The sequence below is a fragment of the Streptomyces durmitorensis genome, assembly GCF_023498005.1.
GTDB lineage: Bacteria > Actinomycetota > Actinomycetes > Streptomycetales > Streptomycetaceae > Streptomyces > Streptomyces durmitorensis.
Genome location: NZ_CP097289.1, coordinates 1,991,151 through 2,017,782, shown reverse-complemented (window position 1 = coordinate 2,017,782; position 26,632 = coordinate 1,991,151). Strand labels below are relative to the sequence as shown.

The window sequence follows — 26,632 nt, the reverse complement described above, 5'->3', positions numbered from 1 at the left end:
GGAGGATGCCACCGCCCGGCCACCCCTGGCAGGCCCCTGACACGGGGTGTTGTGCCCGTGCACAACGGGCGGCCGGTCCCGCTGGTCACCCGCAGCGATTCGGACACAGGCCGTGGACGGGCGGGCGCGGCGGTGCTGTTGTGAGCGCCACGTGAAGGGCCGTGCGGCACGGGCGGCCGAGCGCCATGGGCAGGGCAGGCGGAGGACAGGGGGTCCCAGGTGGGTGGTTCCGGACTGGTCGTACAGGACGCGTCGGTCGGATACGGACCGGTGCGCGCACTGCGCCAGGTGTCGATCGAGGTACCGGACGGCGCCGTCGTCGCGGTGCTCGGCGGCAACGGCGCGGGCAAGTCGACGCTCCTGCGCGCCATTTCACGCACCCTCGCCTTCCACCGGGGTGCGCTCACCACCGGCTCCATCCACTTCGGCGGGCGGCGCATCGACGGACTCCACGCGGACCGGGTGGTCGCCGCCGGAGTCTCCCAAGTCCCCGAAGGAAGAAGGGTGTTCGCCCGGATGACCGTCGCCGACAACCTGCGGGCGGGTGCGCTCGGCTCCGCGGGAAGCCGGGCCGCGAAGGCCAGAGCCCTGGAGCGCGTCCATGAACTCTTCCCGGTGCTCGCCGAGCGCGCGGGCCAGCGGGCCGGGCTCCTCTCGGGCGGCGAGCAGCAGATGCTCGCGGTGGCCAGGGCGCTGATGGGCTCGCCGAAGCTGCTGCTCCTGGACGAACCCTCCCTGGGACTCGCCCCGTTGATGGCGGCACGCATCGCCGACACCATCCAGGAGATCAACGCCCAGGGCACCTCGGTGCTCCTCGTCGAACAGAACGCGGCACTTGCGCTGCGCCTCGCGTCGCGTGCGTACGTCCTGGACGTGGGCGAAGTGGCACTGGCGGGACCGGCGGACGAGCTGTCCGCGTCCGACGAGGTACGCCGCCGCTACCTCGGCGTGGTCGACGAGACCGCGGCGGCCGACGCCTCGCGCGGGGTCAGCGCACTGCCGGTGCTGCGGCGATGGGCGGGACGACGATGACCGAGGACCACACGGCGGCCGATGTGCCACCGCAGGAGGAGGTCGACGTACCCGCCCTGGAGGTGCGGGAGTTGACCGTCCGCTTCGCCGGTCTCACCGCGCTCGACGCCGTCAGCTTCACCGTCGGGCCCGGCACCGTGCACGCGGTCATCGGGCCCAACGGCGCGGGGAAGTCCACCTGCTTCAACGTCCTGTCCGGCGTGTACCGCGCCACCGGCGGCAGCGTCCGCTTCGGTGAGCACGAGCTGACGGCGATGCCTCCGCACCGCATCGCCGACCTGGGCGTCGCACGGATCTTCCAGAACCTCGCCCTGCCGCCGCGCGCGACGGTCGCCGACAGCCTGATGCTCGGCCGTCACCGGTTGACCCGCACTGGATTCCTCGCCGCGGGCCTTCGCCTGCCGTCGGCCGCCCGCGAGGAGCGCGTACACCGCGAACGCGTCCGGGAGATAGCGGCGTTCGTGGGCATCGAACATCAACTGCACGCACCGGCGGGCTCCTTGCCGTACGGGCAGCAGAAACTCGCCGAACTGGCCCGCGCCTTGTGCATGGAGCCACGGCTGCTCCTGCTCGACGAGCCCGTCGCGGGCATGACCGCGGACGAGCGCCGCCGCACGGCGGCCGTCATCGCGGGCGTCCGCGACAGCCTCGGAATCTCGATCGTCCTGGTGGAACACGACATGGGGGTGGTGATGCGGCTCGCGGACGCGGTGACCGTACTGGACTTCGGCCGGCGCATAGCGGACGGCGCCCCGGCGGCCGTGCAGAACGACCCGGCGGTCGTGCGGGCCTACCTGGGAGAGGAGGCCACGTCATGACCACCTTCGTCGAGCTGCTTCTCAACGGTCTCGCGATGGGCTCCGTCTACGCCCTCATCGCTCTCGGCTTCGTCGTCATCTTCCGGGCCACCGAAGTCGTGAACTTCGCGCACGCCTCGCTGCTCCTGGCCGGCGGCTACATCACCGCGATCCTCCACGACGACATCGGCTTCTGGCCGGCGCTGCTCGTCGGCATCGCGGGCGCCGCCGTCGTCGGCGCCGCCATCGAGTTCCTCGTCATGCGGCGCTACCGGGGCTCGGACCACAGCGTCCTCGCCATCGTCACCATCGGCGTCGACATCCTGCTCACCACCGAACTCACCCGCCGCCTGGGCACCGACGTTCTCTCCCTCGGCGACCCCTGGGGCGACTCCGTGCTCACCATCGGGTCGGTCTCCATCGCCCACACGCGGATCGCCGCGTTCGTCTCCGCCGCGCTCCTGATCACCGTCTTCCTGCTCGCCTTCCGCTACACCTCCTGGGGTGTGGCGATGCGCGCCGCGGCGGAGAGCCCGGAGACGGCGGCCCTGATGGGCGTGCGCCTGGGCAGGGTCTCGCTCGGCGCCTGGGCGGTGGCGGGCGGCCTGGCCGCCGTGGCGGCGCTCTTCCTCACCGTCTTCCCGACCCCGGGGCTCGAACGGGCCACCTCGCTGGCCGCGCTGAAGGCGTTCCCCGCCGCGATCCTCGGCGGGCTCGACTCCACCACGGGCGCTCTCGTCGGCGGGCTCGTGGTCGGGGTCACCGAGTCGCTCGCCACCGGGTACCAGAGCGAACTGACCTTCCTGGGAAGGGGTCTCGGCGACCTCGCGCCCTACCTCGTGATGACCATCATTCTCCTCATCCGGCCCGCCGGACTCTTCGGCACGAAGGAGCTCACCCGTGTCTGAAGTCCTGGCCCGTGGGCGGGAGTTGCGCTCCCGAGGCCGTACGCGGCTGACGCGCCCGCGGACGTACGTCTGGATCGCGGGTGCCGTCCTCCTGCTCGCCCTGCCCTTCTACCTCGACCGGTTCTGGCTCCAGGCGGGCCTCTTCGCCATGGCGGCCGCGATCGGCGCCATCGGCCTCAACCTCCTCACCGGCGCGACCGGCCAGCTCTCCATGGGGCACGCCTTCTTCCTCGCGATCGGCGCGTACGGATACTGCGTCTTCGCGGGGGACGGGGAGGACGGCCTGACCGGACTCGGGCTCCCCACCTGGATCGCGGCCACCCTCGCCGTGATCGTCGCGGGGATCGCGGGCGGGCTCTTCAGCCCCATCGCGGGGCGTCTGCGCGGCGCGTACCTCGGCATCGCGACCCTCGCCCTGATCTTCATCGGGCAGCACGTGCTCTTCAACGCCCACGACCTGACCGGCGGCTCCAACGGACGCGACGTGCCGCCCCTGAGCCTCTTCGGCATCACCTTCGACGACAGCGAGCTCGTCGTGGCCGCCGTGCCGTTCGGGTCGTCGGAGAAGCTCTGGTACGCAGGGCTCTTCCTCCTCTTCGGCTGCGGACTCTTCGCCCGCGGCGTGCTGCGCGGGCGGCCGGGGCGCGCCATGAACGCCATCCGCGACCACCGCATCGCCGCAGGCGTCATCGGGGTGCCCGTCGCCCGCTACCGTGCGGGCGTCTTCGTCCTGTCGTCGATGTACGCGGGCCTCGCCGGGGTCCTGCTGGCCCTCGTCTTCCAGCGCACGGTGCCGGACTACTTCGGCATCACGCTGTCCCTCGAATACCTCGCCATGATCGTCATCGGCGGCCTCGGCTCGGTGGCGGGCGCGGTGGCCGGTGCGGCCGTCGTGTCCCTCCTTCCGCAGCTCCTGACCCGGTACAGCGACGCGCTGCCCCTGGTCTCGGCCCCCGGCAGTGGCGGGATCACACCGGGTGAGGCGTCCCGATATCTGTACGGTGCCGCCGTCGTGGCGGTGGTGCTGTTCCTGCCCGGCGGCCTGGCCAGCTTCGCCGCCCGGCGCTCCAGGCCGACGTCCGGCCCAACTCCAGGGGAGGAACGATGAGTTCACGCACATTGAAAAGGGCCACCGCGACGGCTACGGCACTTGCCGCGCTGCTTGCGGTGGCGGGTTGCAGCTCCAAGGCGGAGGACGACAAGGGCGACAAGAAGAGCGCGGGCGGGATCAAGACCGGCGTCGGCGTCTCGTCCGACGCGATCACGCTCGGCGTGCTCACCGACATGACCGGTGTCTACGCGACCCTCGGCAAGAGCGTCACCCAGGCCCAGCAGCTCTACGTCAAGCAGACCAACGCCGACGGCGGCATCTGCGGCCGCAAGCTGAAGCTGACCGTCCGCGACCACGGCTACGACCCCCAGAAGGCGGTCGCCGGGTACACCGAGCTGGAGCCGGACGTCCTTGGCTTCGCCCAGTTCATCGGCTCCCCGTTCGTCGCCGCGGTCAAGCAGCGGGTCGACGCGGACAAGGCGCTCGTACTGCCGCAGGCCTGGTCCGCGAACCTCCTGGGCAGCCCGTACGTCCGGGTGATCGGCTCGACGTACGACCTGGAGACGATCAACGCGATCGACTTCCTGATGAAGGAGAAGGGCCTCAAGAAGGGCGACAAGCTCGGCCATGTCTACTTCGAGGGCGACTACGGCGAGAACGCCCTGAAGGGCTCGCAGTACATGGCGAAGAAGTCGGGCCTCACCGTCGTCGAGCAGAAGATCAAGGCGACCGACAACGACATGACGGCGCAGGTCGCCGCCCTGAAGAAGGCCGGGGTGAAGGGCGTGGTGATCAGTGCGGGTCCGCGTCAGGCGGCCTCACTGGTGGGTGTCGCGGCGGCGGGCAAGTTCGACGTCCCGATCATCGGCAACAACTCGGCGTTCGCGCCCCAGCTCCTGGGCACGCAGGCGGGCCCGGCCCTCGCGAAGAACTACTACGTGGCCTCGCCGACCCTCCCGATCGGCGCGGACACCCCCGTGGCGAAGAAGCTGGTCACCGACTACAAGGCGGCGTACCCCAAGGACGCCCTGGACAACGGCGTGTCGGCCGGCTGGACCGCGGCGTCCATCTTCGGCGAGGCACTGAAGAAGGCGTGCAAGAGCAAGGACCTCACCCGTGAGGGCGTCGACAAGGCGCTCCTGACGATCAACGCCTACGACACGGGCCTCGGCGTCGACCAGAACTTCACCGACCCCAAGGCGCCCTCCTCGAAGGAGAGCGTGATCCTGCGGCCCGACAAGAACGTGACGGGCGGCATGAAGGTGGCCAGGGAGCCGGGCGCCTCGGCGGCGGCCGAGGGATATACACCGGGCGCCTGAGGTTTTCAGCCCGTCCGGCGTTTGAGGACGAGCCCGGAGGGCGACAGACGGCACGCGAAGGGGGGCCTGAACCATTCCGGTTCAGGCCCCCCTTCAAACCGCTCAAGCGCCGCTACGGCAGTTGCGCCGCCCGCGCCTCACGCCGGTTGTCCCGGAAGTTGTTCACCCGGCGGGCCGTGGCGAACAGCGGGATCACCGCGCCGAGCACCAGCTGCAGCGCGCAGCCGGTCTGGAGCAGCAGCTGGCCACCGGGAGCCTCGAAGGCCCAGGCCGCCAGCAGCCCCATGGCCGCGACGATCCACGCGAGCATCGCCACCGCGAGGGGACCCCGCGGCTTGGGGTACTCGACCCGGCTGACCATGAGCCACGCCGTACCGATGATCGCCAGGAGCGTCGCCACAAAGGGCAGCTCCAGGAGCACGATCGAGACGACCGTGAGCGCGCCGAAGGGCGAGGGCATGCCCTGGAAGGTGCCGTCCTTCACGGTCACGCAACTGAACCGCGCAAGCCGCAGCACCACCGCCAACAGCACGACGATCGCTCCGACCGCGGCCACTCTCTGGTGCGCGTCGTCGGCGACCATGCCGTAGACGAGCACGAAGTACGCGGGGGCCAGACCGAAGCTGATCAGGTCCGACAGGTTGTCGAGCTCGGCGCCCATCGGCGAGGACCGCAGCTTGCGTGCCACGAGCCCGTCGAAGAGGTCGAAGACGGCCGCGCAGAGCATCAGGATCACGGCGGTCGCGGCGGAGTGCCGCGCCATGCCGCTTTCGTTGCTGCCCTGGAGGTGCGGGATGAGGATGCCCGTGGTGGTGAAGTACACCGCCATGAAGCCGCACGTTGCGTTACCGAGCGTGAGGGTGTCCGCTATTGAGAGGCGGAGTGAGAGAGGCATCTCCTCGTCGGCCTCGTCCTCGGCCGCCTCGGGCACCCAGCCCGCTTGTGTCTCAGGATCAACCACGGTCAATTCGAGTCACCCCAGCCACGGTCTTCTGACCGACCTCGACGTCCACGTCGACACCCTCCGGGAGGTAGATGTCCACGCGGGAGCCGAAGCGGATCAGGCCGATCCGTTCGCCTTGCTCCACCTTCGTGCCCTGGGGCACGTAAGGAACGATGCGCCGCGCGACGGCGCCCGCGATCTGGATCATCTCGATGTCACCGAGCTCGGTGTCGAAGTGCCAGACAACGCGTTCGTTGTTCTCGCTCTCCTTGTTGAACGCCGGGACGAACCCGCCGGGGATGTGCTCCACGGACGTCACCGTGCCCGCGAGGGGCGCGCGGTTGACGTGGACGTTCAACGGGCTCATGAAGATCGCGACGCGGGTACGCCCGTCCTTCCACGGCATGATGCTCTGCACCACGCCGTCGGCCGGGGAGATGACCCGGCCCTGGGCGATGTCGCGCTCGGGGTCGCGGAAGAACCACAGCATGCCCGCCGCCAGAGCGGTGGCAGGCACGGCGATGGCCGCGGCAACCCCCGGCTTGGGGGCGCGACGCGCACGCACGAGGCTGAGTGCCGCGGTGGCGACAGTCGGCAGGAGCCACGGCGATGCTCCGCGCGCAAGGCGTACGCCAGCGAGGCTGTCGCGTGGTGCAGAGGTTTGGCTGTGGGGCATGGATGACCTTCGTAGCGGATGATGCCGCGCATGAACGGGGGACGGCGGCTTTTTCCGGATGGTATCGGTTGCGAGCCACAACTGGGCAAGCCAGGAAGCGGAGTCGACGGCCGAAGAGTGTTGACAGGGTGTGACCTTGTTCTCGATGAAAACACCCCAAATCGGGCATCTAGCCCTGGAATCGATACTCTTCGAGCAGTCGCCGTCCAATGATCATTTTCTGGATCTCGGCGGTACCTTCGCCGATCAGCAGCATCGGAGCCTCACGGTACAGGCGCTCGATCTCGTACTCCTTCGAGAAGCCATAACCGCCATGAATCCGGAACGCGTCCTCTACGACTTCTTTGCAGTATTCGGAGGCGAGGTACTTCGCCATCCCTGCTTCGAGGTCGTTTCGTTCCCCGGAGTCCTTTTTGCGTGCTGCATTCACCATCATCGCATGGGCGGCCTCGACCTTGGTAGCCATCTCGGCCAGCTTGAACTGGATCGCCTGGTGCTGGGCGATCGCCTTGCCGAAAGTGTGGCGTTGCTGGGCATACGAGACACCGAGCTCAAATGCACGCTGCGCGACACCGCAGCCACGCGCCGCGACATTTACCCGACCGACTTCGACGCCGTCCATCATTTGGTAAAAACCGCGTCCGGTCGTCCCGCCGAGCACGCGATTGGCCGGAATTCGCAGTCCGTCCATGATGAGTTCGGTCGTGTCGACGCCCTTGTAACCCATCTTGTCGATCTTGCCGGGGATGGTGAGGCCGGGCCGGACCTCTCCGAAGCCGGGCTCCTTCTCGACGAGGAAGGTCGTCATCGACTTGTGGGGCGCCGTGCCCTCGGGGTGTCCTTCGTCACTTCGGCACAGAACGGCCACCAGAGTCGACGTTCCGCCGTTGGTCAGCCACATCTTCTGACCGTTGAGGACGTACTCGTCGCCGTCCTTGACGCCCTTGGACGTGATCGCCGACACGTCGGAGCCGAGTGCGGGCTCCGACATGGAGAACGCGCCGCGCACCTCGCCGGCCGCCATGCGCGGCAGGAAGGTGTCCTTCTGCTCCTGCGTCCCGTGCTGCTTGAGCATGTAGGCGACGATGAAGTGGGTGTTGATGATGCCGGAGACCGACATCCAGCCACGCGCTATCTCCTCGACGCACAGGGCGTACGTGAGCAGCGACTCGCCCAGACCGCCGTACTCCTCAGGGATCATGAGCCCGAAGAGGCCCAACTCCTTGAGACCGTCCACGATCTGCTGCGGGTACTCGTCACGGTGCTCCAGCTCCGTGGCGACCGGGATGATCTCCTTGTCGACGAAGTCCCGGACCGTGGCCAGGATCTCCTGCTGGATGTCGGTGAGACCTGCGGTCTGCGCGAGTCGGCTCATGGCTACTTCTCCTGGCTCTTCTTGGGGTCGAGCAGCTCCGGGCGGCCGGGCTGCTCGCCTCCGCGCTCCTTGATGTACGTCTCGGTGGGGACCATCACCTTGCGGCGGAACACGCAGACCAGCGTGCCGTCCTGCTTGTAGCCCTTGGTCTCCACGTGGACGATCCCGCGGTCCGACTTGGACTTCGACGGAGTCTTGTCCAGGACCGTGGTCTCGCCGTAGATCGTGTCGCCGTGGAAGGTCGGCGCCACGTGCTTGAGCGACTCGACCTCCAGGTTGGCGATCGCCTTGCCCGAGACGTCCGGCACGGACATGCCCAGAAGCAGCGAGTAGATGTAGTTTCCCACGACGACGTTCTTCCCGAAGTCGGTCGTCTTCTCCGCATAGTTGCTGTCCATGTGGAGGGGGTGGTGGTTCATCGTGAGGAGGCAGAAGAGGTGGTCGTCGTACTCGGTGACCGTCTTTCCGGGCCAGTGCTTGTAGACGTCCCCGACGGTGAACTCTTCGTAGGTGCGGCCGAACTGCATGGTCAGGCCTCCGGGATCTCGAACTTGGAGGTGCGCGTCATGCCCGCGGCGCGCCCCTTGCCGGAGATGACGAGCGCCATCTTGCGGCTCGCCTCGTCGATCATCTCGTCGCCGAGCATCGCGGAGCCCTTCTTGCCGCCGGCCTCGGAGGTGCAGTAGTCGTAGGCGTCCAGGATCAGCTCGGCGTGGTCGTAGTCCTCCTGGGAGGGCGAGAAGACCTCGTTGGCCGCCTCGACCTGGCCGGGGTGCAGGACCCACTTGCCGTCGAAGCCGAGGGCCGCGGCGCGGTTCGCGACCTCGCGGTAGCCGTCGACGTTCTTGATCTGGAGGTAAGGGCCGTCGATCGCCTGGAGGTTGTTGGCGCGGGCCGCCATCAGGATCTTCATCAGGATGAAGTGGTAGGCGTCCGCGGGGTAGCCGGGCGGCTGCTCGCCGACGACCAGGGACTTCATGTTGATCGACGCCATGAAGTCGGCCGGGCCGAAGATGATCGTCTCGACGCGCGGGGACGCCTGCGCGATCGCGTTGACGTTGTTGAGGCCCTGCGCGTTCTCGATCTGCGCCTCGATGCCGATCTTGCCGACCTCGAAGCCCATCGTCTTCTCGATCTGCGTGAGCAGGAAGTCGAGCGCGACGACCTGGTCGGCGGTCTGCACCTTCGGCAGCATGATGCAGTCGAGGTTCTGGCCCGCGCCCTCGACGACCGTGACCACGTCGCGGTACGTCCACTCGGTCGTCCAGTCGTTGACGCGCACGACCCGCGTCTTGCCCGTCCAGTCGCCCTCGTTGAGGAACTTGACGATGGTGTGCCGTGCCTCCGGCTTGGCGAGCGGCGCGCAGGCGTCCTCCAGGTCCAGGAAGACCTGGTCGGCGGGGAGGCCCTGGGCCTTCTCCAGGAAGCGCGGGTTCGAACCCGGTACCGCCAGACACGAGCGGCGGGGGCGAAGGCGGTTGATGGGCGCGGTCATGCGGGGACCTCCAGAGGGTCGAGCTTGTTCGCTTTCCGGATCTCGTCGACGATACGGCCGATGATCTCGGTGATGCCGAAGTCCTTGGGGGTGAAGACGGCGGCCACACCTGCCGCCTTCAGGTCCTCGGCGTCGCTGTTGGGGATGATGCCGCCCGCGATGACGGGGATGTCGGGTGCGCCCGCCTCGCGCAGGCGCACCAGGACGTCCGGCACGAGCTGCGCGTGCGAGCCGGAGAGGATCGAGAGACCCACGGCGTGCACGTCCTCGGCGAGCGCCGCGGCGACGATCTCCTCGGGCGTGAGCCTGATGCCCTGGTAGACCACCTCGAAGCCGGCGTCACGGGCGCGCACCGCGATCTGCTCGGCCCCGTTGGAGTGCCCGTCCAGGCCCGGCTTGCCGACCAGGAAGCGGAGCTTGCCGGTGCCGAGGTCGGCGGCGGTCTTGGCGACCTTGTCGCGGACGAGGGCGAGCGGCGTGCCCGCCTCCGCGGTGACGGCCACCGGAGCGCTGGAGACGCCCGTGGGCGCCCGGAACTCCCCGAAGACCTCCCGCAGGGCGCCGGACCACTCCCCGGTCGTCACACCGGCGCGTGCGCACTCCAGGGTGGCCTCCATGAGGTTGCCCGTGCCCGCGGCGACCTCCTTGAGCTTCTCCAGGGCCTTGCAGGGGCGCGGGTGGTTGAACGGCGGCTGGTAGCGGGTGCCGCGCCAGTGCTCAAGCGCCTTCACGACGCGGTTCTCGACCGCCGGGTCGACCGTCATGATCGCCGTGTCCAGGTCCGCGGTGAGCGGGTTCGGCTCGGTCGACTCGTAGGCGTTGACGCCGACGATCTTCTCCTCGCCCGACTCGATGCGCGCCCTGCGCTCGGCGTGCGAGGAGACCAGCTGCGACTTCAGGTAGCCGGACTCGACGGCGGCCATCGCGCCGCCCATCTGCTCGATGCGGTCCATCTCGGCGAGCGACTCCTCGACGAGGGACTCCACCTTGGCCTCGATGACATGCGAGCCCTCGAAGATGTCCTCGTACTCCAGGAGATCGCTCTCCAGGGCGAGCACCTGCTGGATGCGCAGCGACCACTGCTGGTCCCACGGCCGCGGCAGGCCGAGGGCCTCGTTCCAGGCGGGCAGCTGCACGGCACGCGCGCGTGCGTCCTTGGAGAGCGTGACGGCCAGCATCTCCAGGACGATGCGCTGGACGTTGTTCTCGGGCTGGGCCTCGGTCAGGCCGAGCGAGTTGACCTGCACGCCGTAGCGGAAACGGCGCTGCTTGGGATTGGTGATGCCGTACCGCTCGCGCGTGATGCGGTCCCAGATGCGGCCGAACGCCCGCATCTTGCACATCTCCTCGACGAAGCGGACGCCCGCGTTCACGAAGAAGGAGATACGGGCGACGACGTCACCGAACTTTTCGTCCGGCACCTGCCCGGAGTCGCGTACGGCGTCGAGGACGGCGACGGCGGTGGACATCGCGTACGCGATCTCCTGCACCGGAGTGGCCCCGGCCTCCTGCAGGTGGTAGCTGCAGATGTTGATCGGGTTCCACTTGGGGATGTGCGCCACCGTGTACGTGATCATGTCGGTGGTGAGGCGGAGGGAGGGTACCGGCGGGAAGACGTGCGTCCCGCGCGAGAGGTACTCCTTGACGATGTCGTTCTGCGTCGTCCCCTGGAGCTGCGTGATGTCCACGCCCTGCTCCTCCGCGACCACCTGATAGAGCGCCAGGAGCCACATGGCCGTGGCGTTGATCGTCATCGAGGTGTTCATCTGGTCCAGGGGGATGTCCTGGAAAAGACGCCGCATGTCGCCGACGTGCGAGACGGGGACACCGACCCGGCCGACCTCACCGCGGGCGAGGATGTGGTCCGGGTCGTAGCCGGTCTGCGTGGGCAGGTCGAACGCGACCGAGAGGCCCGTCTGACCCTTGGCGAGGTTGCGCCGGTACAGCTCGTTGGACGCCTCGGCCGTGGAGTGACCGGCATAGGTCCGCATGAGCCACGGCCGGTCCTTCTGACGCTCTGTCATGTGCGAACCCTCAGCCCTCAGACGTTCCGGAAGCGGTTGATCGCGTCGATGTGCTTGGCCCGCATCTCGGGGTCGCGCACGCCGAGGCCTTCTTGGGGTGCGAGGGCGAGGACGCCGACCTTGCCCTGGTGGAGGTTGCGGTGGACGTCGTAGGCGGCCTGGCCGGTCTCTTCGAGGGAGTAGACGCGGGAGAGGGTGGGGTGGATCTTGCCCTTGGAGATGAGGCGGTTGGCTTCCCAGGCCTCGCGGTAGTTCGCGAAGTGCGAGCCGATGATCCGCTTCAGGGACATCCACAGGTAGCGGTTGTCGTACTCGTGCATGTAGCCCGAGGTGGAGGCGCAGGTGGTGATCGTGCCGCCCTTGCGGGTGACGTAGACGGAGGCGCCGAAGGTCTCGCGGCCGGGGTGTTCGAAGACGATGTCGATGTCCTCGCCGCCGGTGAGTTCGCGGATGCGCTTGCCGAAGCGCTTCCACTCCTTGGGGTCCTGGGTGCGCTCGTCCTTCCAGAACTTGTAGCCCTCGGCGTTGCGGTCGATGACCGCCTCGGCGCCCATGGCGCGGCAGATGTCGGCCTTCTCCGGGCTGGACACGACGCAGATGGGGTTGGCGCCTCCGGCGAGGGCGAACTGGGTGGCGTAGGAGCCGAGGCCGCCGCTGGCGCCCCAGATCAGGACGTTGTCGCCCTGCTTCATGCCGGCGCCGTTGCGCGAGACGAGCTGGCGGTAGGCGGTGGAGTTGACCAGGCCGGGGGATGCGGCTTCTTCCCAGCTGAGGTGGTCGGGCTTGGGCATGAGCTGGTTGGACTTGACCAGGGCGATCTCCGCCAGGCCGCCGAAGTTGGTCTCGAAGCCCCAGATGCGCTGCTCGGGGTCGAGCATCGTGTCGTTGTGCCCGTCGGAGGACTCCAGCTCGACGCTCAGACAGTGCGCGACGACCTCGTCGCCGGGGTTCCAGGCGTTCACGCCGGGTCCGGTGCGCAGCACCACGCCCGCCAGGTCGGAACCGATGACGTGGTAGGGCAGGTCATGGCGCTTGGTGAGCTCGCTCAGCCGGCCGTACCGCTCCAGGAAGCTGAAGGTGGACACGGGCTCGAAGATCGAGGTCCACACCGAGTTGTAGTTGACCGAGGAGGCCATGACGGCCACCAGGGCCTCACCCGGGCCGAGTTCGGGCACCGGAACGTTGTCCAGGTGCAGCGACTTGCGGGGGTCCTTGTCGCGGGTCTCGAGCCCGGCGAACATCTCCGCCTCGTCCTTGTGCACGGTGATCGCGCGGTACGAGTCGGGCAGGGGGAGAGCGGCGAAGTCGGCGGACGTGGTGTCCGGCGACTGGATCGCGTCCAGGATTTCCTTCACGGTGATGCCTCCGGCGAAGTGCGGCCCCCCCCTCTGAGGGGAGCACGCTCTTGAGGGTTACGTCGGGTGCTGCTGGTGCAGGTGGTGGAGGGTGTGCCGTCGGTTCGGCGAAGGGTGATGCTCGGCAGCGCTTGGTGTGGCGCGGGAGGTTGCCTGTGACGCAGGCGTCCGGGCGCACGAGCCGTGGCTTGTGGGGACAGCCGGCGTACGGATGTTCTCTGCACGCCGGCCGCCCGGACAACATCAACGTATGACACCGCGTGCCAGTGGGCAAGACACTGAGTGCCATCAATTTTTGATGGATGATCGATCAGTGCAGGTCAGAGGGTGTGGCGGCATGACAGAGGGGGCGCTACCGGTGGGTAGCGCCCCCTCGAAAGCCCAGGACGAAACGGTACGGAGTAGGACCTTACGACTCCCGCAGTGCCTTCTCGATCGTCCGCATGATCTCGTCGAGCGGTGCGTCCGTCCGTGCCACGGTGACCAGGACGTCGCCGCCGGTGCTCACCGAGGCCGCCGGAGCGGTGGTCGTGTCACGCCCCGCCCCGATGCCCGAACCGAAGGTCCTGCGGACGATGGCGAAGGCGTGGTCCAGCTGGGTCTCCACGTCGCCCTGGCCGCCCGCACGCAGCCACCGGCGCAGGACGTGGTTGTGCGCGGTCACCACCGCGGAGGCCGCGACCTCCGCGAGCAGCGGATCGTCGTTGCCGTCGTGGTGCGCCTGCTCGTCGAAGTGGCCCAGGAGATAGCGCGTGAAGAGCCGTTCGTAGCGGGCCACCGAGGCGATCTCGCGCTCGCGCAGCGTGGGGACCTCGCGCGTCAGGCGGTACCGCTCGACGGACACCGCGGGCGACGCGGCGTACATCTTCATGACTTCCTTGATGCCCCGGCACACGGTGTCCAGCGGGTGCTCGTGCGGCGGCGCCGCGTTCAGGACCGCCTCCGCCCGGATCAACGTGTCGTCGTGGTCCGGGAAGATCGCCTCTTCCTTGGAGCGGAAGTGCCGGAAGAAGGTCCGGCGCGCGACCCCGGCCTGCGCGGCGATCTCGTCGACCGTCGTCGCCTCGTACCCCTTGGACGCGAAGAGCTCCATCGCCGCGGCCGCCAGCTCCCGGCGCATCTTGAGCCGTTGGGCGGCGGCGCGGCTGCCGGCCGCGCTCTCCGGAGCGTCGGGCGTAGCGGGCGTACGTGAGGACTTGGCGGCCTTGGGCATGACCCGAACGTACTGCATATGCGCAGCCGAGTGCGCCTGTGGGACGGGGCTGAGCGGCGGCGGGACGGGGCCGCCCGACGGTTCGAGCAGCCCGCCCCAGTCCGTGCGCGGTCTGCCGTCGGGCGCGCTCCCGTCCGCTTCCGGCCTACCGTCGGGCATATTCGCGGAAGCCGCGGCCGGTCTTGCGGCCGAGGCAGCCCGCGGCCACCAGGTGTTCGAGCAGGGGAGCGGGGGCCAGGCCCGGGTCGCGGAACTCGCGGTGCAGGACCTTCTCGATGGCCAGCGAGACGTCCAGGCCGACGACGTCCAGGAGCTCGAAGGGGCCCATGGGGTAGCCGCCGCCGAGCTTCATCGCGGCGTCGATGTCGTCGAGCGTCGCGTAGTGCTCCTGGACCATCTTGATCGCGTTGTTGAGGTAGGGGAACAGGAGCGCGTTCACGATGAAGCCCGCGCGGTCGCCGCAGTCCACCGGGTGCTTCTTGATGGTCGCGCAGACCTGCCGGACCGTCGCGTGCACGTCGTCGTCCGTGAGGACCGTGCGGACCACCTCGACCAGCTTCATCGCCGGGGCCGGGTTGAAGAAGTGCATCCCGATCACGTCGCCGGGACGCGAGGTGGCGCGGGCACAGGCGACCACGGGCAGGGACGAGGTGGTGGTCGCCAGGATCGCGCCCGGCTTGCAGACCTTGTCGAGCGCCGCGAACAACTGCTGCTTGATCTCCAGGTCCTCGGCGACCGCCTCAAGGGCCAGGTCGACATCGGCGAACGCGTCGTACGTACCGGCCGGAGTGATCCGGTCCAGGGTCTTGGCCGCGGTCTCCGCCGTCATGCGGCCCTTGTCGACGGACCGCGAAAGCGACTTGCCGATACGGGACTTGGCCTTCTCGGCCTTCTCCTCGCTGCGCGCGGCGAGCACCACGTCGTAACCGGCCTTGGCGAAGACCTCGGCGATGCCGGACGCCATGGTCCCGGACCCGGCGACGCCGACCGAGCGGATGGTGCGCCCGCCGCCCTGCCTGCCGTCCTCCGGCGGGGTCAGCGCGTCGCGCACCACGACCGAACTGCCGGGTGCCTCGTACGAGTAGAAGCCACGCCCCGACTTGCGGCCGGTCAGGCCCGCCTCGCTGAGCTGCTTGAGGATCGGCGCGGGCGCGTGCAGCCGGTCGTGCGACTCGGAGTACATCGCGTCAAGGACCGTGCGGGCCGTGTCGACGCCGATCAGGTCGAGCAGCGCCAGCGGGCCCATCGGCAGGCCGCAGCCAAGCCGCATCGCGGCGTCGATGTCCTCACGGGACGCGTACTTCGCCTCGTACATCGCCGCTGCCTGGTTGAGGTAGCCGAAGAGCAGGCCGTCGGCGACGAATCCGGGCCGGTCGCCGACCGCGACGGGCTCCTTGCCGAGCGCGTACGCCAGGTCGGTGACGGAGGCGACGGCCGCGGGCGCGGTAAGCACGGACGAGACCACCTCGACCAGCTTCATCGCCGGGGCCGGGTTGAAGAAGTGCAGGCCGAGCACCCGCTCGGGGCGCGCCGATTCGGCGGCCAGGCGGGTCACGGACAGCGCGTTCGTGCCGGTCGCGATGATCGTCTCGGGGCGCACGACGCCGTCGAGTTCGCGGATGAGCTGCTGCTTGATCTCGTACGACTCCGGGGCGACCTCGATCACCAGGTCGGCTTCGGACGCGGCCTGCAGGTCGGTGAAGGTGCGGATGCGGGCGAGCGCGTCACGCCGCTCGTCCTCGGTGAGCTGCTCACGGCGCACGGCACGCGCGGTCGACGACTCGATGGCGGCGACGGCCTGGGCGCCCGCGGCCTCGCTGATGTCGATGCCGATGACCTCGCGTCCGGCGCGGGCCAGGACCTCGGCGATGCCGGTGCCCATGGTGCCGAGACCGATCACGGCGACGGTGTTCAAGGGAGTGTCCATGCGTGGACTCCAGGAAGTGAGTGACGACTGAGGGGCGCACGCGGCGCGCGGCAACGGCGGCGCGGCGTACGGAAGGTGAGCTGCTGCGTGTCGTGACCGGGCGGCGAGAACGCACACGCCCGTGAGAGTCGACCGGCTCTGTCCCGGAGCCGCGTCGTACTGGGGTGGAGCTGAGGTGCTCGAAGCACCGAACCGACAAGCACTCGCAGTGGCTGCGTCACCAGGCCGCTGCGAGGTAAGGAACTGCTGACGGGGAGTGTGCCCCGCTCACATGAGATTAACCGGCGAGTAACGAGCGCGCCAGTCCCCGGGGTTTGTGATCTACATCGCGGATAGGCTCCCCGTCATGGACGTGGAGTTGCGGACGGTGACGGAACGCTTACGGCGCGAGGCGGGAGTCTCGGAGAGTTACGAGAGGCTGGTCGCGACCGGCGATGTGGAGGAACTGGCGGAGGTGCTCGCCGCGGCGGGTCAGCCACTGTGGGCACGGGAGCTCGCGGCGGTCCGGCTCGGCGCCGCCGGGGACAGCAGGGCCTTCGAGTCCCTGGTGCTGCTCCTGAACCACCGGGACCCCTCGCGGTGCGCGGCCGCGGCGTACGCCCTGGCCCGCCTCGGCGACCCGCGTACGGCCAGGGCGGCAGCCGCCCTGGCCACCAATGAGCTCCGCGTCGCGTACGCCCTGTACCCGGTGCGTCTGCTCACCGAGCTGCGCGCGCCCGAGTCGGCGCCCGCCCTGATCACCACGCTGGGGCGCAGGCTCGCCCCGCACGATCCGTACGGGAAGATCGCGCTCGCGTGCGTGGAGGGCCTGGGGGCGCTGGGGGACCCGCGAGCCAGGCCCGTCCTGACGCAGGCGTGCGGGTTCCCGCGCCTGGCGGCCGCGGCGTCCGCGGCCCTGGCCCGATTGCCCGGCTAGCTTGGGCCGATCGGATCCGCCGACCGGTCTGCCGTGCTGGTCTACAGGACGGCGTAGGCCTCTATCTCCATCAGGAACTGCGGCGCGACCAGTGCCGAGACCTGGACCGCGGATGCGGCGGGGAGGCGCTCCGGATCCATGTACGTGTCCCGCGCCGCCCGGATGTCGGGCATGTACGCCATGTCCGTGACGTAGTACGTCAGCTTCACGACGTCCCGGAAGCTGCCGCCCGCGGCCACGAGGCAGTGCCACAGATTGTCGAACACCTGCCGGGCCTGGGCGGCCGGGTCGCCCTCGCCGACGAGCTTCCCGTCCTTGTCCAGGGCGAGTTGACCGGCGATCGCCACGAAGCGGCCCGTCCCCATGACCACGTGCGTGTACTGGGTGGCGGGGAAGACACCGCTGGGGGCGTTGATGTGGGTCAGTCGGCTCATGGGTCCATCCTGGACCACCGCTGTCCCAACGCCCCCGACGGGCCGCGTCGTTGCTCAGCCGCGGAAGCCGAGCAGTCCGTGCAGCGCGGCCCCGCGTCCCGCACCGCTCTTGGTGCTCATCGGCTTCGGGTCGGGCAGCGCCTCGCACACCGCGTCGACCTCGCCGCCGCTCCGCGGCACCTTGCCCTTCCCCAGATAGGCCGCCAAGTGCCCGTCCAGGCAGGTGCTTCCGGAGAGGGTGATGCCGTGGTTGCCGCCACCCTGTTCCACGACGAGGCTCGATCCGTGCAGCTTGCGGCGCATCGTGACGCCGCCCTCGTAGGGGGTGGCCGCGTCGTCCGTCGCCTGGAAGAGCAGCACCGGCGGCAGGTCGGAGTTGGCCACGTTCGTCGGCTCCAGGGAGCCCGTCGGCCAGTACGCGCATGGCGCGTTGTACCAGGCATTGCTCCAGGTCATGAACGGCGCCTTCTCGTGGACCTTCCCGTTGTCGTCGCGCCAGGTGCTCCAGTCGCGCGGCCAGCCCGCGTCACGGCACTGCACGGCCGTGTAGACGCTGTAGCCGTTGTCGCCCGCCGCGTCGACGGCGCCGAAGTTCTCGTACGCCTCCACGAGCGGATCCGCGTCCTTGTCGTTCACGTACGAGGCGAACGCCTCGGCGAGGAAAGGCCAGTAGCCGTTGAAGTAGCCGCCCGGCAGGTAGGTGTCCTCCAGTTCACCGGCGCCGACCTTCTTGCCCGCGGGCTTCTTGGCGACGGCCGCCCGCATCGCGTACCACTTGGCCTCGACCTTTGCCGGGTCCTTGCCGAGCCCGTACGTCTTGTGGTGTTTGGCGACCCAGGCCGCGAAGGCCTTGTGACGGGTGTCGAAGGCGTAGTCCTGCTGGAGGTTGTCGTCGTACCAGACCCCCGTGGGGTCGACGACCGAGTCGAGGACCATGCGGCGCACGCGGTCCGGGAAGAGCTTTCCGTAGACGGCGCCCAGGTACGTGCCGTACGAGTAGCCGAAGTAGTTGATCTTCTTGGCGCCGAGCGCGCCGCGGATCGCGTCCATGTCCTTGACCGCGCTCACCGTGTCGATGAACGGCAGGACGTCCGCGTACTTCTCGGCACACGCCGTCACGAAGGCCTGCGTCCGATCGAGGTTGGCCTTCTCGATCGCGGGCGTGGCGGGCACGGTGTCCGGGCGCACCGGGTCGAAGTGGCCGGGGCGGCAGTCCAGGGCAGGCTTGCTCTTGCCGACGCCGCGCGGGTCGAAGCCGATGACGTCGTACTGCGCCGACACCTTCGCGGGCAGCGTCTTCGCGACGAACCCCGCGAGGGACAGACCGCTGCCGCCGGGGCCACCGGGGTTGACCAGGAGCGGGCCCTGGGACTTCTTGGCGGTGTGCGGGACCCGGGACAGGGCGAGGGTGATCTGCCGGCCGTCCGGCAGGTCGTGGTCGAGCGGGACGTCGAGCGAGGAGCACTGAAGCGTGGGGTGGTCCTTGGTCGCGCACTTCTCCCAGGTGAGGGGGGCGGTGCGCGGGGTGCTCGCGGTGTCGGCGCTCGCGGCGGGTACCGCGGCCGTGACCATCGAGGCCACCACCGCGGCGACGCCGCACAGGGCGACGGCGCGTCTGTTCATCCGGCCTCCAAGGATGGGGAGTACGGGCCGCGGGTGCCGCGGTCCCGGCGGCATCGTCCCGGAAACTCCACCCAGAAGGTGCGTTTTTGACGATAAATGACCTGAAAGGCGCAGTATGAAGATCAGAGCAGGGTGAGCTGAGTGCCTCCGGGCCGGGGCTCGGGCTCGGTCTCTGGCTGCTCCGGTACGCGGATGCGGCGGGCGGCGCCCCCGCGCGCGGGCCCGATGCCGAATTCCTGGGCCAGCTCGTGCACGTGCCGGGTGATCCGGCGCTGGTACCACTTGGGCGCGTAGGCACCCTCCGCGTACAGCCGCTCGTAGCGCCGTACGAGGTAGGGGTGGTGCTGCTCCAGCCACGCCATGAACCACTCGCGCGCTCCGGGCCGCAGATGCAGCACGAGCGGCGTCACGGAGGTCGCCCCCGATGCGGCGATGGCCCGCACGGTCGCCCGCAGTTGCTCGGGCCGGTCCCCGAGGAAGGGGATCACGGGCGCCATGAGCACCCCGCAGCCGATCCCGTGCTCGGTCAGCGTCCGTACGACGTCGAGCCGCCGTTCCGGAGCGGGCGTCCCCGGCTCGACGGTGCGCCACAGCTCCTGGTCGACGAAGCCGACGGACACGGAGATGCCGACGTCGGTGACGGCGGCGGCCTGGCGCAGCAGTTCGAGGTCGCGCAGGATCAGCGTGCCCTTCGTGAGGATGGAGAAGGGGTTCGCGTGATCGCGCAGGGCGGCGATGATCCCGGGCATGAGCGCGTACCGCCCCTCGGCCCGCTGATAGCAGTCGACGTTCGTGCCCATGGCGATGTGCTCACCGTGCCAGCGCGGCGAGGCGAGCTGGCGGCGCAGCAGATCGGGGGCGTTGACCTTGACCACGATCTGGCTGTCGAAGCCGAGGCCCGTGTCCAGGTCCAGATAGCTGTGCGTCTTGCGTGCGAAGCAGTAGACGCACGCGTGCGAGCAGCCGCGGTACGGATTGACCGTCCACTCGAAGGGCATGCGGGATGCTCCCGGCACCCGGTTCACGATCGTTCTGGCCCGGATCTCGTGGAAGGTGATTCCAGAGAACTCGGGTGTGTTGAAGGTCCTGGTCGTGACCGCGTCCGCGCCGAACAGCGCGGCATTCGCGACACCCCGTGACGGCCCGTCGGCGAGGTTCTCCCAGCGCATGACGCCTCCTCGGTAGCACTGACCACACAATAGAACACATGTTCCCTTGATCGTGCGGGGGAGTGGGCCGGGCCCTCTCTGCGGCTAGCGTGTGGCCTTCGGCTGACCCGCCACTCGACCGGGAGGTCATGACGTGACCAGCAAGTTCACCGAGCTTTCGATCGACTGTGCCGATCCCGGCGCTCTCGCCCGGTTCTGGTGCTCGGTCCTCGCCTACGAGGTGCAGGAGGAGGACCCGGACGAGGGGGTCGTCATCATCGGCTCCCCTCTGGTGCCCGAGGGCAAGAAGCGTCCCGGGCCGGTGCCTCCGGCGCTCACCTTCGCGCGCGTGCCCGAGGGCAAGACCGTCAAGAACCGGCTCCACATCGACGTCAACCCCACCGACAGGGAGCAGGACGAGGAAGTCCGCCGCCTGCTCGGCCTGGGTGCCCGGCATGCCGACGTCGGCCAGACCGGCGACGAGGACTGGGTCACGCTCGTCGACCCGGAGGGGAACGAGTTCTGCGTCCTCGCGGGCCGTCGCCCCTGAGCGGGGCCGCACGCCGTTGCCGGGACCCCGATTTGGGACGCCGGTACGCAGGGTGGTTGGCTTTCCGCGAACCACCCCCGAGTAACAACCGAGTGCTGGAGGAAGTGCCATGGCGCAGGTCGAGGCGACCACGGAGCGGATCATCACGGCGCAGCCGGAGGACGTCTTCGACGCGCTTGCCGACTACGAAGGCACGCGCCCGAAGATCCTGTCGGAGCACTTCAGTGAGTTCGAGGTGCGTGAGGGCGGCGACGGCGAGGGAACGCTCGTCCACTGGAAGCTCCAGGCGACCAGCAAGCGGATCCGGGACTGCCTCCTCGAGGTCACCGAGCCGACCGACGGACAGCTCGTCGAGAAGGACCGCAACTCCTCCATGGTCACCACCTGGACCGTGACCCCGGCGGGGGAGGGCAAGGCGCGCGTGGTCGTCTCCACCGTGTGGAACGGCGCGGGCGGCATCGGCGGCTTCTTCGAGAAGACCTTCGCCCCCAAGGGGCTCGGGCGGATCTACGACGAGGTGCTCGGCAAGCTCGCCGCCCAGGTCGAGAAGTAGGTCGAGAAGTAGACCGACACCTGACCGGTCCTCAACTCCGGTAGCCCATAAGGGTTGTTGTCACGCTCACCGTTTCGAGTGGTTTTCAGTTCGGGCCAGTTGTACGGCGTAGGGCTCCCACCGGCGCATACGTGTGCCGGACACCATGTAGGTGCGACTCGTCGCGCTTGCTCGCAGTTGTCGCGTAATGCGAGAAATGTGCGGCGCAGGCGCGACGAGGGGAGCAGGACGTGGGCGGGACGACGCTGGTGAAGGGCGCCGAGCGGGAGGGGGCCGAGGGTGCCGTGGTGGCCCCGGCGCCCCCGGACGCCCAGGAGGCGCCACCACCCCAGGAGCACGTGTCGGCGACGGCGGGGCTCAGCCCCGCCCGCGTCCGGATGGTCTTCGTCGGGCTCATGCTCGCCCTGCTGCTCGCCGCGCTCGAGCAGATGATCGTCGCCACCGCGCTCCCGAAGATCGTCGGTGAGCTGCACGGCCTCGACAAGATGTCCTGGGCGATCACCGCCTACCTGCTGACGTCCACGATCGGGCTGCCCATCTACGGCAAGCTCGGGGATCTCTTCGGGCGCAAGGGCGTCTTCCAGTTCGCGATTCTCATCTTCATCATCGGCTCCGCGCTTGCCGGTTGGTCGCGGACGATGGATCAGCTCATCGCCTTCCGTGCCATCCAGGGCATCGGCGCGGGCGGCCTCATGATCGGCGTACAGGCGATCATCGCGGACATCGTGCCGCCCCGGGAGCGCGGGCGCTACATGGGCCTCATCGGCGCCGCGTTCGGCCTCGCATCGGTCGCAGGGCCGCTGCTCGGCGGGTTCTTCACCGACCACGTCACCTGGCGCTGGTGCTTCTACTTCAACGTGCCCTTCGGGCTCGTCACCTTCGCCGTCGTCAGCTTCGGCCTCAAGCTGCCCAAGCCCACCGCCAAGGCCCGACTCGACGTGCTGGGCGCGCTGTTGCTCGCGTCGGCCTCCACCTGCCTTGTGCTCCTGACCAGTTGGGGCGGCACCGAGCACGCGTGGGGCTCGCGCGTCATCCTGGGGCTCGGAGCAGGGGCCGTCGCCTCGGTCGTCCTCTTCGTCGTCGCCGAGCACTTCGCCGCAGAACCGATCATCCCGCTGCGCCTGTTCCGCGACTCGGTCTTCAACATCACCGGTCTCGTGGGCGTGGTCGTCGGCATCGCCCTCTTCGGAGCCGTCAGTTATCTGCCGACCTTCCTTCAGATGGTCGACGGCGCGAGCGCCACCGAGTCCGGCCTTCTCATGCTGCCGATGATGGGCGGCATCGTCGGGGCCTCGATCCTCTCCGGACAGCTCATCAGCCACACCGGGCGCTACAAGGCCTATCCGGTCGTCGGCGGCATCCTGTCCGTCATCGGCATGTGGCTGCTCTCCCGGCTCGAGGCCGACACGCCCCGGCTGCACTACAGCATCTGGATGGCCGTGCTCGGCGCGGGCGTCGGCCTCGTCATGCCCGTGCTCATCCTCGCCGTGCAGAACGTGGTACGCCCCGCCGACCTCGGCACGGCCACCAGCGCCAACAACTACTTCCGGCAGATCGGCGGCAGCGTCGGCGCCGCGATCTTCGGGACCCTCTTCGCCGACCGGCTCGCGGACTCGCTCGCCGAGCGCATCCCGGCCGGGGCCGGCCTCCCCGACCCCGAGGCCATCACCCCGCAACTCGTCCACGCGATGCCCGCCCCGCTGCGCGACGGCTACATCCAGGCCTACGCCGACGCGATGCCCCGCATCTTCCTCTACCTGGTGCCGGTGCTCGCCCTCGGCATGCTCATCACCTTCTTCCTCAAGGAGACCCCCCTGTTGTCCAGCGCCGCGTCCCAGGACGCCCCCACGGCCGCGCCCACGCCCATTCCCCAGGCCCGTACCTCGTACGCCGCCGGGGTGCCCGTCTGCGGCACCGTGCAGCACCCGGACGGCACCGTGGTGCCCCGCGCCGCCCTGACCCTCATCGACGTCGCGGGGCAGCAGATCGGCCGCGGCGCGAGCGGCGACGACGGGCGGTACGCGCTCTCCACGCCGGGCTCGGGATCGTTCGTCCTGATCGCGGCCGCGGGCGGCCACCAGCCGCAGGCGGTCACCGTCACCGTCGGGGAGCGCCCCGTGGAGCTCGACGTGGTGCTCGGCGGCGCCGGGCGCCTGGCGGGCAGCGTGGTCACCGCCGACGGGACCCCGGTCAGGGACGCCGCGGTGACCCTCACCGACGTACGCGGAGAGGTCGTCGCCACCACCCGCAGCGGGCGCGAAGGCGGCTACGTCATCACGGAGCTGGTCGCCGGCGAGTACACCCTCGCCGCCAGCGCGCCCGCCTTCCGCCCGGCCGCGCTGCCCGTCAGCGTGCAGGCATCGCGCGAGACCCGCCAGGACGTCGAGCTCGCGGGCGGCGCCGTCCTGCGCGGGACCGTGCGGGCCGGCGGCGGGCGCCCCGTCGAGGACGCGCGCGTGACGCTGCTCGACGCCGCGGGCAACGTCGTGGACACCCTCACGACCCGTCAGGACGGCACCTTCCGGTTCATCGATCTGTCGTCCGGCGAGTACACGGTCATCGCCGCGGGCTATCCGCCGGTGGCCACCGTGCTCCAGGTCGCGGGCGGCGGACGCACGGAGCGCGATCTCCAGCTGGGGCACGAGGACTAGGTCTCGTCCGCACGACCACCGGTTCTGTCCGGGCCCGTCCGACGGACCGGCGGAAAATACCCGCCGGAGGCGCCCCCGCACGTCCCAATTCCCGTATTGCACCGCACGGCAACCTGTGCCGGTCGTACGGTGGTTGGGGCGGCGCAGGCCTTCGCGGTGCCGCCGGAAGGAGCGAGGCCATGGAATACGGCACCCCGGACGGGCCGGTGGCGCAGCCTGCCATGGCCGGCCGGATCCCACTCGCCGTGGTGGTCGTCGACGGCGCGGGTCTCGTCTCGCACTGGAGCACCGGCGCACGGAGGCTGTTCGGCTACTCCAGGGAGGAAGCCGTCGGAAGCCCGGCGGTCGACCTGCTTCCGGTGGCCGGCGCGATCCCGGAGGAACGCGCGAACTACTCCGAGTACGACGGCCTGGGCCCCGACCTGGGAACCTCCCTCGACGGACGCATCTCGTACCCCGCCGCCGGGCGCGCGCGACTCTCCGTGCCCGGCGGCGAGCAGGACCGCGTGGACGTCCTGTGGTGGGCGTATCCGCTCGTCGGCCCCGGACCCGAGCGGCTCCTCGTGCTCGCCGCCGACGCCGACCGGCTCGCCGACGACGAAGGCCACGAGCCGGGGCAGGTGGAGCGGATAGCACCGGCCTTCGCCTTGCACACGGACTTCCCCGGAGGGGAGGAACTGGCGCGCGGGCTGCCCGAGATCCTGCCCAGCATGAGCGTGGGCGAGAGCTCCCGCATCGTGGCGCAGGTCCTCGAACTGGGCTATCCCGTCCTGGAGTTCAGCAAGCACGACCGGGTGCCCGTCACCCCGGACTGGGGCGTGCCGCGCCGCGCCGAGCGCAAGGCGCGCCGGCTGCGCACGCAGCGGGCCGCCGCGGAGGGCATCGCGCCGGAGCCCGGCACACCGGACGAGCCCGAGGATCTCGAGTACGTGGCGGTGCGCGAGCGCCTGGAGTTCCTGAACGAGGTCAGCGGGCGCATCGGCACCTCGCTCGACCTCTCGCGGACGATCATCGAGGTCAGCCGGGCCGTCGTGCCGCGGTTCACGGACGTCGCGGGCACGTACCTGCGCGAACAGGTCGTCGCGGGCGAGGGCTTCCCCGAGGGGCCGCCGGACGAGACGACCCTGTGGCACCGGGTCGCCGTGGAGCACACGGACGAGCCCGGCCGCTGGGACGACGTCGTGCCCGTCGGCGAGTCCATGCCGTTCCCGTCGCACACGCCGTTCTTCCAGTGCATGACCTCCGGCGATCCGGTCCTCGTGCCGCGCATCACCGAGCAGATGGGCAACGCGATCGCCTCGCAGTTCGAGAAGCGCGACATCCGGCCGCTCATCAACCACCGCTCGATGCTCGTCGTACCGCTGAAGGCCCGCAACGTGGTGCTCGGATTCATGATCCTGCTGCGCCACCGGGAGAGGCCCGTCTTCAACGACATGGACCGCGTCACCGGCGCCGAACTCGCCGCCCGCGCGGGCCTCGTGCTCGACAACGCCCGCATGTACACGTACCAGGAGAGTGTCGCCGACACCCTCCAGGACAGCATGCTGCCGCACATCGAGCCGCGCATGACGGGCTGCGACATCGCCACGCGCTATCTGCCGGGCACGCTCCTCGGCCGCGTCGGCGGCGACTGGTTCGACTCCGTGAAGCTGCCCGGATCGCGCACCGCGCTCGTCGTCGGCGACGTGATGGGGCACGGCCTCAACTCGGCGGCGATGATGGGCCAGCTGCGCACGGCCGTGCAGACCATGGCCGCTCTCGACCTGCCGCCCGCCCAGCTCCTGCGCAACCTCGACGACCTGGCACAGCGGCTCGGCGAGCACTATCTCGCGACCTGTCTGTACGCGGTCTACGACCCCATCGCGAGCGAGCTGCACCTTGCCAACGCGGGACACATCCCGCCCGTCCTGGTCCGCGCCGACGACGGCCGCAGCGAACTCCTCGACCTGCCGACGGGAGCGCCCATCGGCGTCGGAGGCGTGCCCTTCGAGGCGGTCACGGTGCGCGTGGCGCCCGGCGACCGGCTCCTGATGTGCACCGACGGCCTCGTCGAGGTGCGCGGCGAGGACATCGGTGTCGGCCTGGCCACGCTCACCGAGTCCGCGGCCCACCCCGCGGCCTCCATGGACGACGCCTGCGACACGATCATCCGGGCGCTCAACACCCGCGGCGGACGCAAGGACGACGTCGCCCTCCTGATGGCGCGCCTGAACGGCATCGCGGACGAGGACGTCGCGGCGTGGCGGCTCGCGCTCGACCCGAGCGAGGTGAGCAGGGCGCGCGAACTGGTCCGCGCCCAGCTGCGCATCTGGTCCCGTGCCGCCCTGTCCGAGACCGCCGAGCTCCTGGTCGGCGAGCTCGTCACGAACGCCGTACGCCACTCGCACGGCCGCGGCGTCGGACTCCGCCTGGTCCGCGCGGGCGCCACGCTGATCTGCGAGGTCGAGGACGACGACCACACCCTGCCCACGCTCCTGAGCGCGGGCCCCGGCGACGAGTTCGGGCGCGGACTGCGGCTCGTGAGCGTGCTCGCCAAGGAGTGGGGCACCAGCCGTACGGCCTCCGGCAAGACTGTGTGGTTCGAGCTGGTGCCGCCGCGTAGGTGAGAGCCCTCAGCGCACCCCAGGGGCGTGCGCTCGGTG

At 69.7% G+C, this 26,632-nt stretch carries 22 protein-coding genes and 1 pseudogene; 11 read left to right on the top strand and 12 right to left on the bottom strand.

The genetic code is table 11. From position 1 onward, the window contains the following. The first annotated feature begins 219 nt into the window (after positions 1-219). From M4V62_RS09220 to M4V62_RS09200, 6 genes and pseudogenes are all read left to right on the top strand, one after another. Positions 220-1,032, top strand: coding sequence for an ABC transporter ATP-binding protein (locus M4V62_RS09220; RefSeq protein ID WP_249586753.1), 813 nt, complete (start codon positions 220-222; stop codon positions 1,030-1,032). A gap of 62 nt (positions 1,033-1,094) precedes the next feature. Beyond that, positions 1,095-1,607, top strand: a pseudogene (locus M4V62_RS43865) (ABC transporter ATP-binding protein); the annotation flags it as partial. Further along, positions 1,581-1,850, top strand: coding sequence for an ABC transporter ATP-binding protein C-terminal domain-containing protein (locus M4V62_RS43860; protein ID WP_430626888.1), 270 nt, complete (start codon positions 1,581-1,583; stop codon positions 1,848-1,850). The pseudogene M4V62_RS43865 and the gene M4V62_RS43860, both read left to right, overlap by 27 nt. Beyond that, positions 1,847-2,737: a branched-chain amino acid ABC transporter permease gene (locus M4V62_RS09210; protein ID WP_249586751.1), complete on the top strand. Its 891-nt coding sequence runs from the start codon at positions 1,847-1,849 to the stop codon at positions 2,735-2,737. Before M4V62_RS43860 ends, M4V62_RS09210 begins: the two co-directional genes overlap by 4 nt. Further along, positions 2,730-3,845: a branched-chain amino acid ABC transporter permease gene (locus M4V62_RS09205; protein ID WP_425575023.1), complete on the top strand. Its 1,116-nt coding sequence runs from the start codon at positions 2,730-2,732 to the stop codon at positions 3,843-3,845. Before M4V62_RS09210 ends, M4V62_RS09205 begins: the two co-directional genes overlap by 8 nt. Beyond that, positions 3,842-5,107, top strand: a complete 1,266-nt coding sequence (locus M4V62_RS09200; protein ID WP_249586750.1) for an ABC transporter substrate-binding protein — start codon at positions 3,842-3,844, stop codon at positions 5,105-5,107. The genes M4V62_RS09205 and M4V62_RS09200 overlap by 4 nt, the downstream gene beginning before the upstream one ends. Before the next feature lie 112 nt (positions 5,108-5,219). Here the strand turns inward: M4V62_RS09200 and pssA are convergent, their stop codons facing one another. The 9 genes from pssA to M4V62_RS09155 form a co-directional block, all read right to left on the bottom strand. Next, positions 5,220-6,074 (bottom strand): CDP-diacylglycerol--serine O-phosphatidyltransferase, encoded by an 855-nt coding sequence (gene pssA / locus M4V62_RS09195; protein WP_249586749.1) that lies wholly within the window; start codon positions 6,072-6,074, stop codon positions 5,220-5,222. Further along, positions 6,061-6,726, bottom strand: a complete 666-nt coding sequence (locus tag M4V62_RS09190; protein WP_249586748.1) for a phosphatidylserine decarboxylase — start codon at positions 6,724-6,726, stop codon at positions 6,061-6,063. Before M4V62_RS09190 ends, pssA begins: the two co-directional genes overlap by 14 nt. 169 nt (positions 6,727-6,895) lie before the next feature. Further along, on the bottom strand, positions 6,896-8,101 hold the full coding sequence (locus tag M4V62_RS09185) for an acyl-CoA dehydrogenase family protein (RefSeq protein ID WP_249586747.1): 1,206 nt from the start codon (positions 8,099-8,101) through the stop codon (positions 6,896-6,898). A gap of 2 nt (positions 8,102-8,103) precedes the next feature. Further along, the gene (locus tag M4V62_RS09180; protein WP_249586746.1) at positions 8,104-8,628 is read right to left on the bottom strand and encodes a MaoC family dehydratase; all 525 of its coding nucleotides are present in this window, start codon (positions 8,626-8,628) and stop codon (positions 8,104-8,106) included. Positions 8,629-8,630: 2 nt separating this feature from the next. After that, positions 8,631-9,596: an HpcH/HpaI aldolase/citrate lyase family protein gene (locus tag M4V62_RS09175; protein WP_249586745.1), complete on the bottom strand. Its 966-nt coding sequence runs from the start codon at positions 9,594-9,596 to the stop codon at positions 8,631-8,633. Further along, a complete protein-coding gene (locus tag M4V62_RS09170; protein WP_249586744.1) occupies positions 9,593-11,620 on the bottom strand; it encodes a protein meaA in 2,028 nt (675 codons plus the stop codon). The genes M4V62_RS09175 and M4V62_RS09170 overlap by 4 nt, the downstream gene beginning before the upstream one ends. Positions 11,621-11,637: 17 nt before the next feature. After that, entirely contained in the window at positions 11,638-12,975 is a 1,338-nt protein-coding gene (ccrA, locus tag M4V62_RS09165; protein WP_249586743.1) for a crotonyl-CoA carboxylase/reductase, read from the bottom strand. 409 nt (positions 12,976-13,384) lie between these two features. Further along, positions 13,385-14,188, bottom strand: a complete 804-nt coding sequence (locus M4V62_RS09160) for a TetR family transcriptional regulator (protein WP_237330317.1) — start codon at positions 14,186-14,188, stop codon at positions 13,385-13,387. A gap of 145 nt (positions 14,189-14,333) precedes the next feature. After that, entirely contained in the window at positions 14,334-16,115 is a 1,782-nt protein-coding gene (locus M4V62_RS09155) for a 3-hydroxyacyl-CoA dehydrogenase family protein (RefSeq protein WP_249586742.1), read from the bottom strand. A gap of 346 nt (positions 16,116-16,461) precedes the next feature. Between M4V62_RS09155 and M4V62_RS09150 the strand changes: the two genes are divergently transcribed. Further along, complete coding sequence (locus tag M4V62_RS09150; protein WP_249586741.1) at positions 16,462-17,031, top strand: adenylosuccinate lyase; 570 nt, start codon at positions 16,462-16,464, stop codon at positions 17,029-17,031. A 41-nt stretch (positions 17,032-17,072) separates the two neighbouring features. On the opposite strand, the gene M4V62_RS09145 is transcribed toward M4V62_RS09150, so the two are convergent. From M4V62_RS09145 to M4V62_RS09135, 3 genes are all read right to left on the bottom strand, one after another. Continuing rightward, positions 17,073-17,465 carry a RidA family protein gene (locus tag M4V62_RS09145; protein WP_249586740.1) on the bottom strand — a complete coding sequence of 131 codons (393 nt, stop codon included), beginning with the start codon at positions 17,463-17,465 and terminating at the stop codon, positions 17,073-17,075. 54 nt (positions 17,466-17,519) lie between these two features. Next, entirely contained in the window at positions 17,520-19,088 is a 1,569-nt protein-coding gene (locus tag M4V62_RS09140; protein ID WP_249586739.1) for an alpha/beta hydrolase, read from the bottom strand. A 122-nt stretch (positions 19,089-19,210) separates the two neighbouring features. Beyond that, a complete protein-coding gene (locus tag M4V62_RS09135; RefSeq protein ID WP_249586738.1) occupies positions 19,211-20,257 on the bottom strand; it encodes an Rv2578c family radical SAM protein in 1,047 nt (348 codons plus the stop codon). A gap of 133 nt (positions 20,258-20,390) precedes the next feature. Between M4V62_RS09135 and M4V62_RS09130 the strand changes: the two genes are divergently transcribed. The 4 genes from M4V62_RS09130 (at position 20,391) to M4V62_RS09115 (ending at position 26,596) form a co-directional block, all read left to right on the top strand. Further along, positions 20,391-20,786 carry a VOC family protein gene (locus M4V62_RS09130; RefSeq protein ID WP_249586737.1) on the top strand — a complete coding sequence of 132 codons (396 nt, stop codon included), beginning with the start codon at positions 20,391-20,393 and terminating at the stop codon, positions 20,784-20,786. A gap of 109 nt (positions 20,787-20,895) precedes the next feature. Beyond that, positions 20,896-21,339, top strand: coding sequence for an SRPBCC family protein (locus tag M4V62_RS09125; RefSeq protein WP_249586736.1), 444 nt, complete (start codon positions 20,896-20,898; stop codon positions 21,337-21,339). Positions 21,340-21,569: 230 nt separating this feature from the next. Further along, on the top strand, positions 21,570-23,990 hold the full coding sequence (locus tag M4V62_RS09120; RefSeq protein WP_249586735.1) for an MFS transporter: 2,421 nt from the start codon (positions 21,570-21,572) through the stop codon (positions 23,988-23,990). Positions 23,991-24,169: 179 nt separating this feature from the next. Continuing rightward, entirely contained in the window at positions 24,170-26,596 is a 2,427-nt protein-coding gene (locus M4V62_RS09115; RefSeq protein ID WP_249586734.1) for a SpoIIE family protein phosphatase, read from the top strand. Positions 26,597-26,632 lie beyond the last annotated feature (36 nt).

What these genes read in the sequence shown, in the direction of transcription:
- M4V62_RS43860 (WP_430626888.1), top strand. Translation starts at nt 1,581, where the DNA reads ATGGAGCCACGGCTGCTCCTGCTCGACGAGCCCGTCGCGGGCATGACC.
- M4V62_RS09210 (WP_249586751.1), top strand. Translation starts at nt 1,847, where the DNA reads ATGACCACCTTCGTCGAGCTGCTTCTCAACGGTCTCGCGATGGGCTCC.
- M4V62_RS09200 (WP_249586750.1), top strand. Translation starts at nt 3,842, where the DNA reads ATGAGTTCACGCACATTGAAAAGGGCCACCGCGACGGCTACGGCACTT.
- M4V62_RS09190 (WP_249586748.1), bottom strand. Translation starts at nt 6,726, where the DNA reads ATGCCCCACAGCCAAACCTCTGCACCACGCGACAGCCTCGCTGGCGTA.
- M4V62_RS09185 (WP_249586747.1), bottom strand. Translation starts at nt 8,101, where the DNA reads ATGAGCCGACTCGCGCAGACCGCAGGTCTCACCGACATCCAGCAGGAG.
- M4V62_RS09180 (WP_249586746.1), bottom strand. Translation starts at nt 8,628, where the DNA reads ATGCAGTTCGGCCGCACCTACGAAGAGTTCACCGTCGGGGACGTCTAC.
- M4V62_RS09175 (WP_249586745.1), bottom strand. Translation starts at nt 9,596, where the DNA reads ATGACCGCGCCCATCAACCGCCTTCGCCCCCGCCGCTCGTGTCTGGCG.
- M4V62_RS09170 (WP_249586744.1), bottom strand. Translation starts at nt 11,620, where the DNA reads ATGACAGAGCGTCAGAAGGACCGGCCGTGGCTCATGCGGACCTATGCC.
- M4V62_RS09160 (WP_237330317.1), bottom strand. Translation starts at nt 14,188, where the DNA reads ATGCCCAAGGCCGCCAAGTCCTCACGTACGCCCGCTACGCCCGACGCT.
- M4V62_RS09155 (WP_249586742.1), bottom strand. Translation starts at nt 16,115, where the DNA reads ATGGACACTCCCTTGAACACCGTCGCCGTGATCGGTCTCGGCACCATG.
- M4V62_RS09150 (WP_249586741.1), top strand. Translation starts at nt 16,462, where the DNA reads ATGGACGTGGAGTTGCGGACGGTGACGGAACGCTTACGGCGCGAGGCG.
- M4V62_RS09145 (WP_249586740.1), bottom strand. Translation starts at nt 17,465, where the DNA reads ATGAGCCGACTGACCCACATCAACGCCCCCAGCGGTGTCTTCCCCGCC.
- M4V62_RS09140 (WP_249586739.1), bottom strand. Translation starts at nt 19,088, where the DNA reads ATGAACAGACGCGCCGTCGCCCTGTGCGGCGTCGCCGCGGTGGTGGCC.
- M4V62_RS09135 (WP_249586738.1), bottom strand. Translation starts at nt 20,257, where the DNA reads ATGCGCTGGGAGAACCTCGCCGACGGGCCGTCACGGGGTGTCGCGAAT.
- M4V62_RS09125 (WP_249586736.1), top strand. Translation starts at nt 20,896, where the DNA reads ATGGCGCAGGTCGAGGCGACCACGGAGCGGATCATCACGGCGCAGCCG.
- M4V62_RS09115 (WP_249586734.1), top strand. Translation starts at nt 24,170, where the DNA reads ATGGAATACGGCACCCCGGACGGGCCGGTGGCGCAGCCTGCCATGGCC.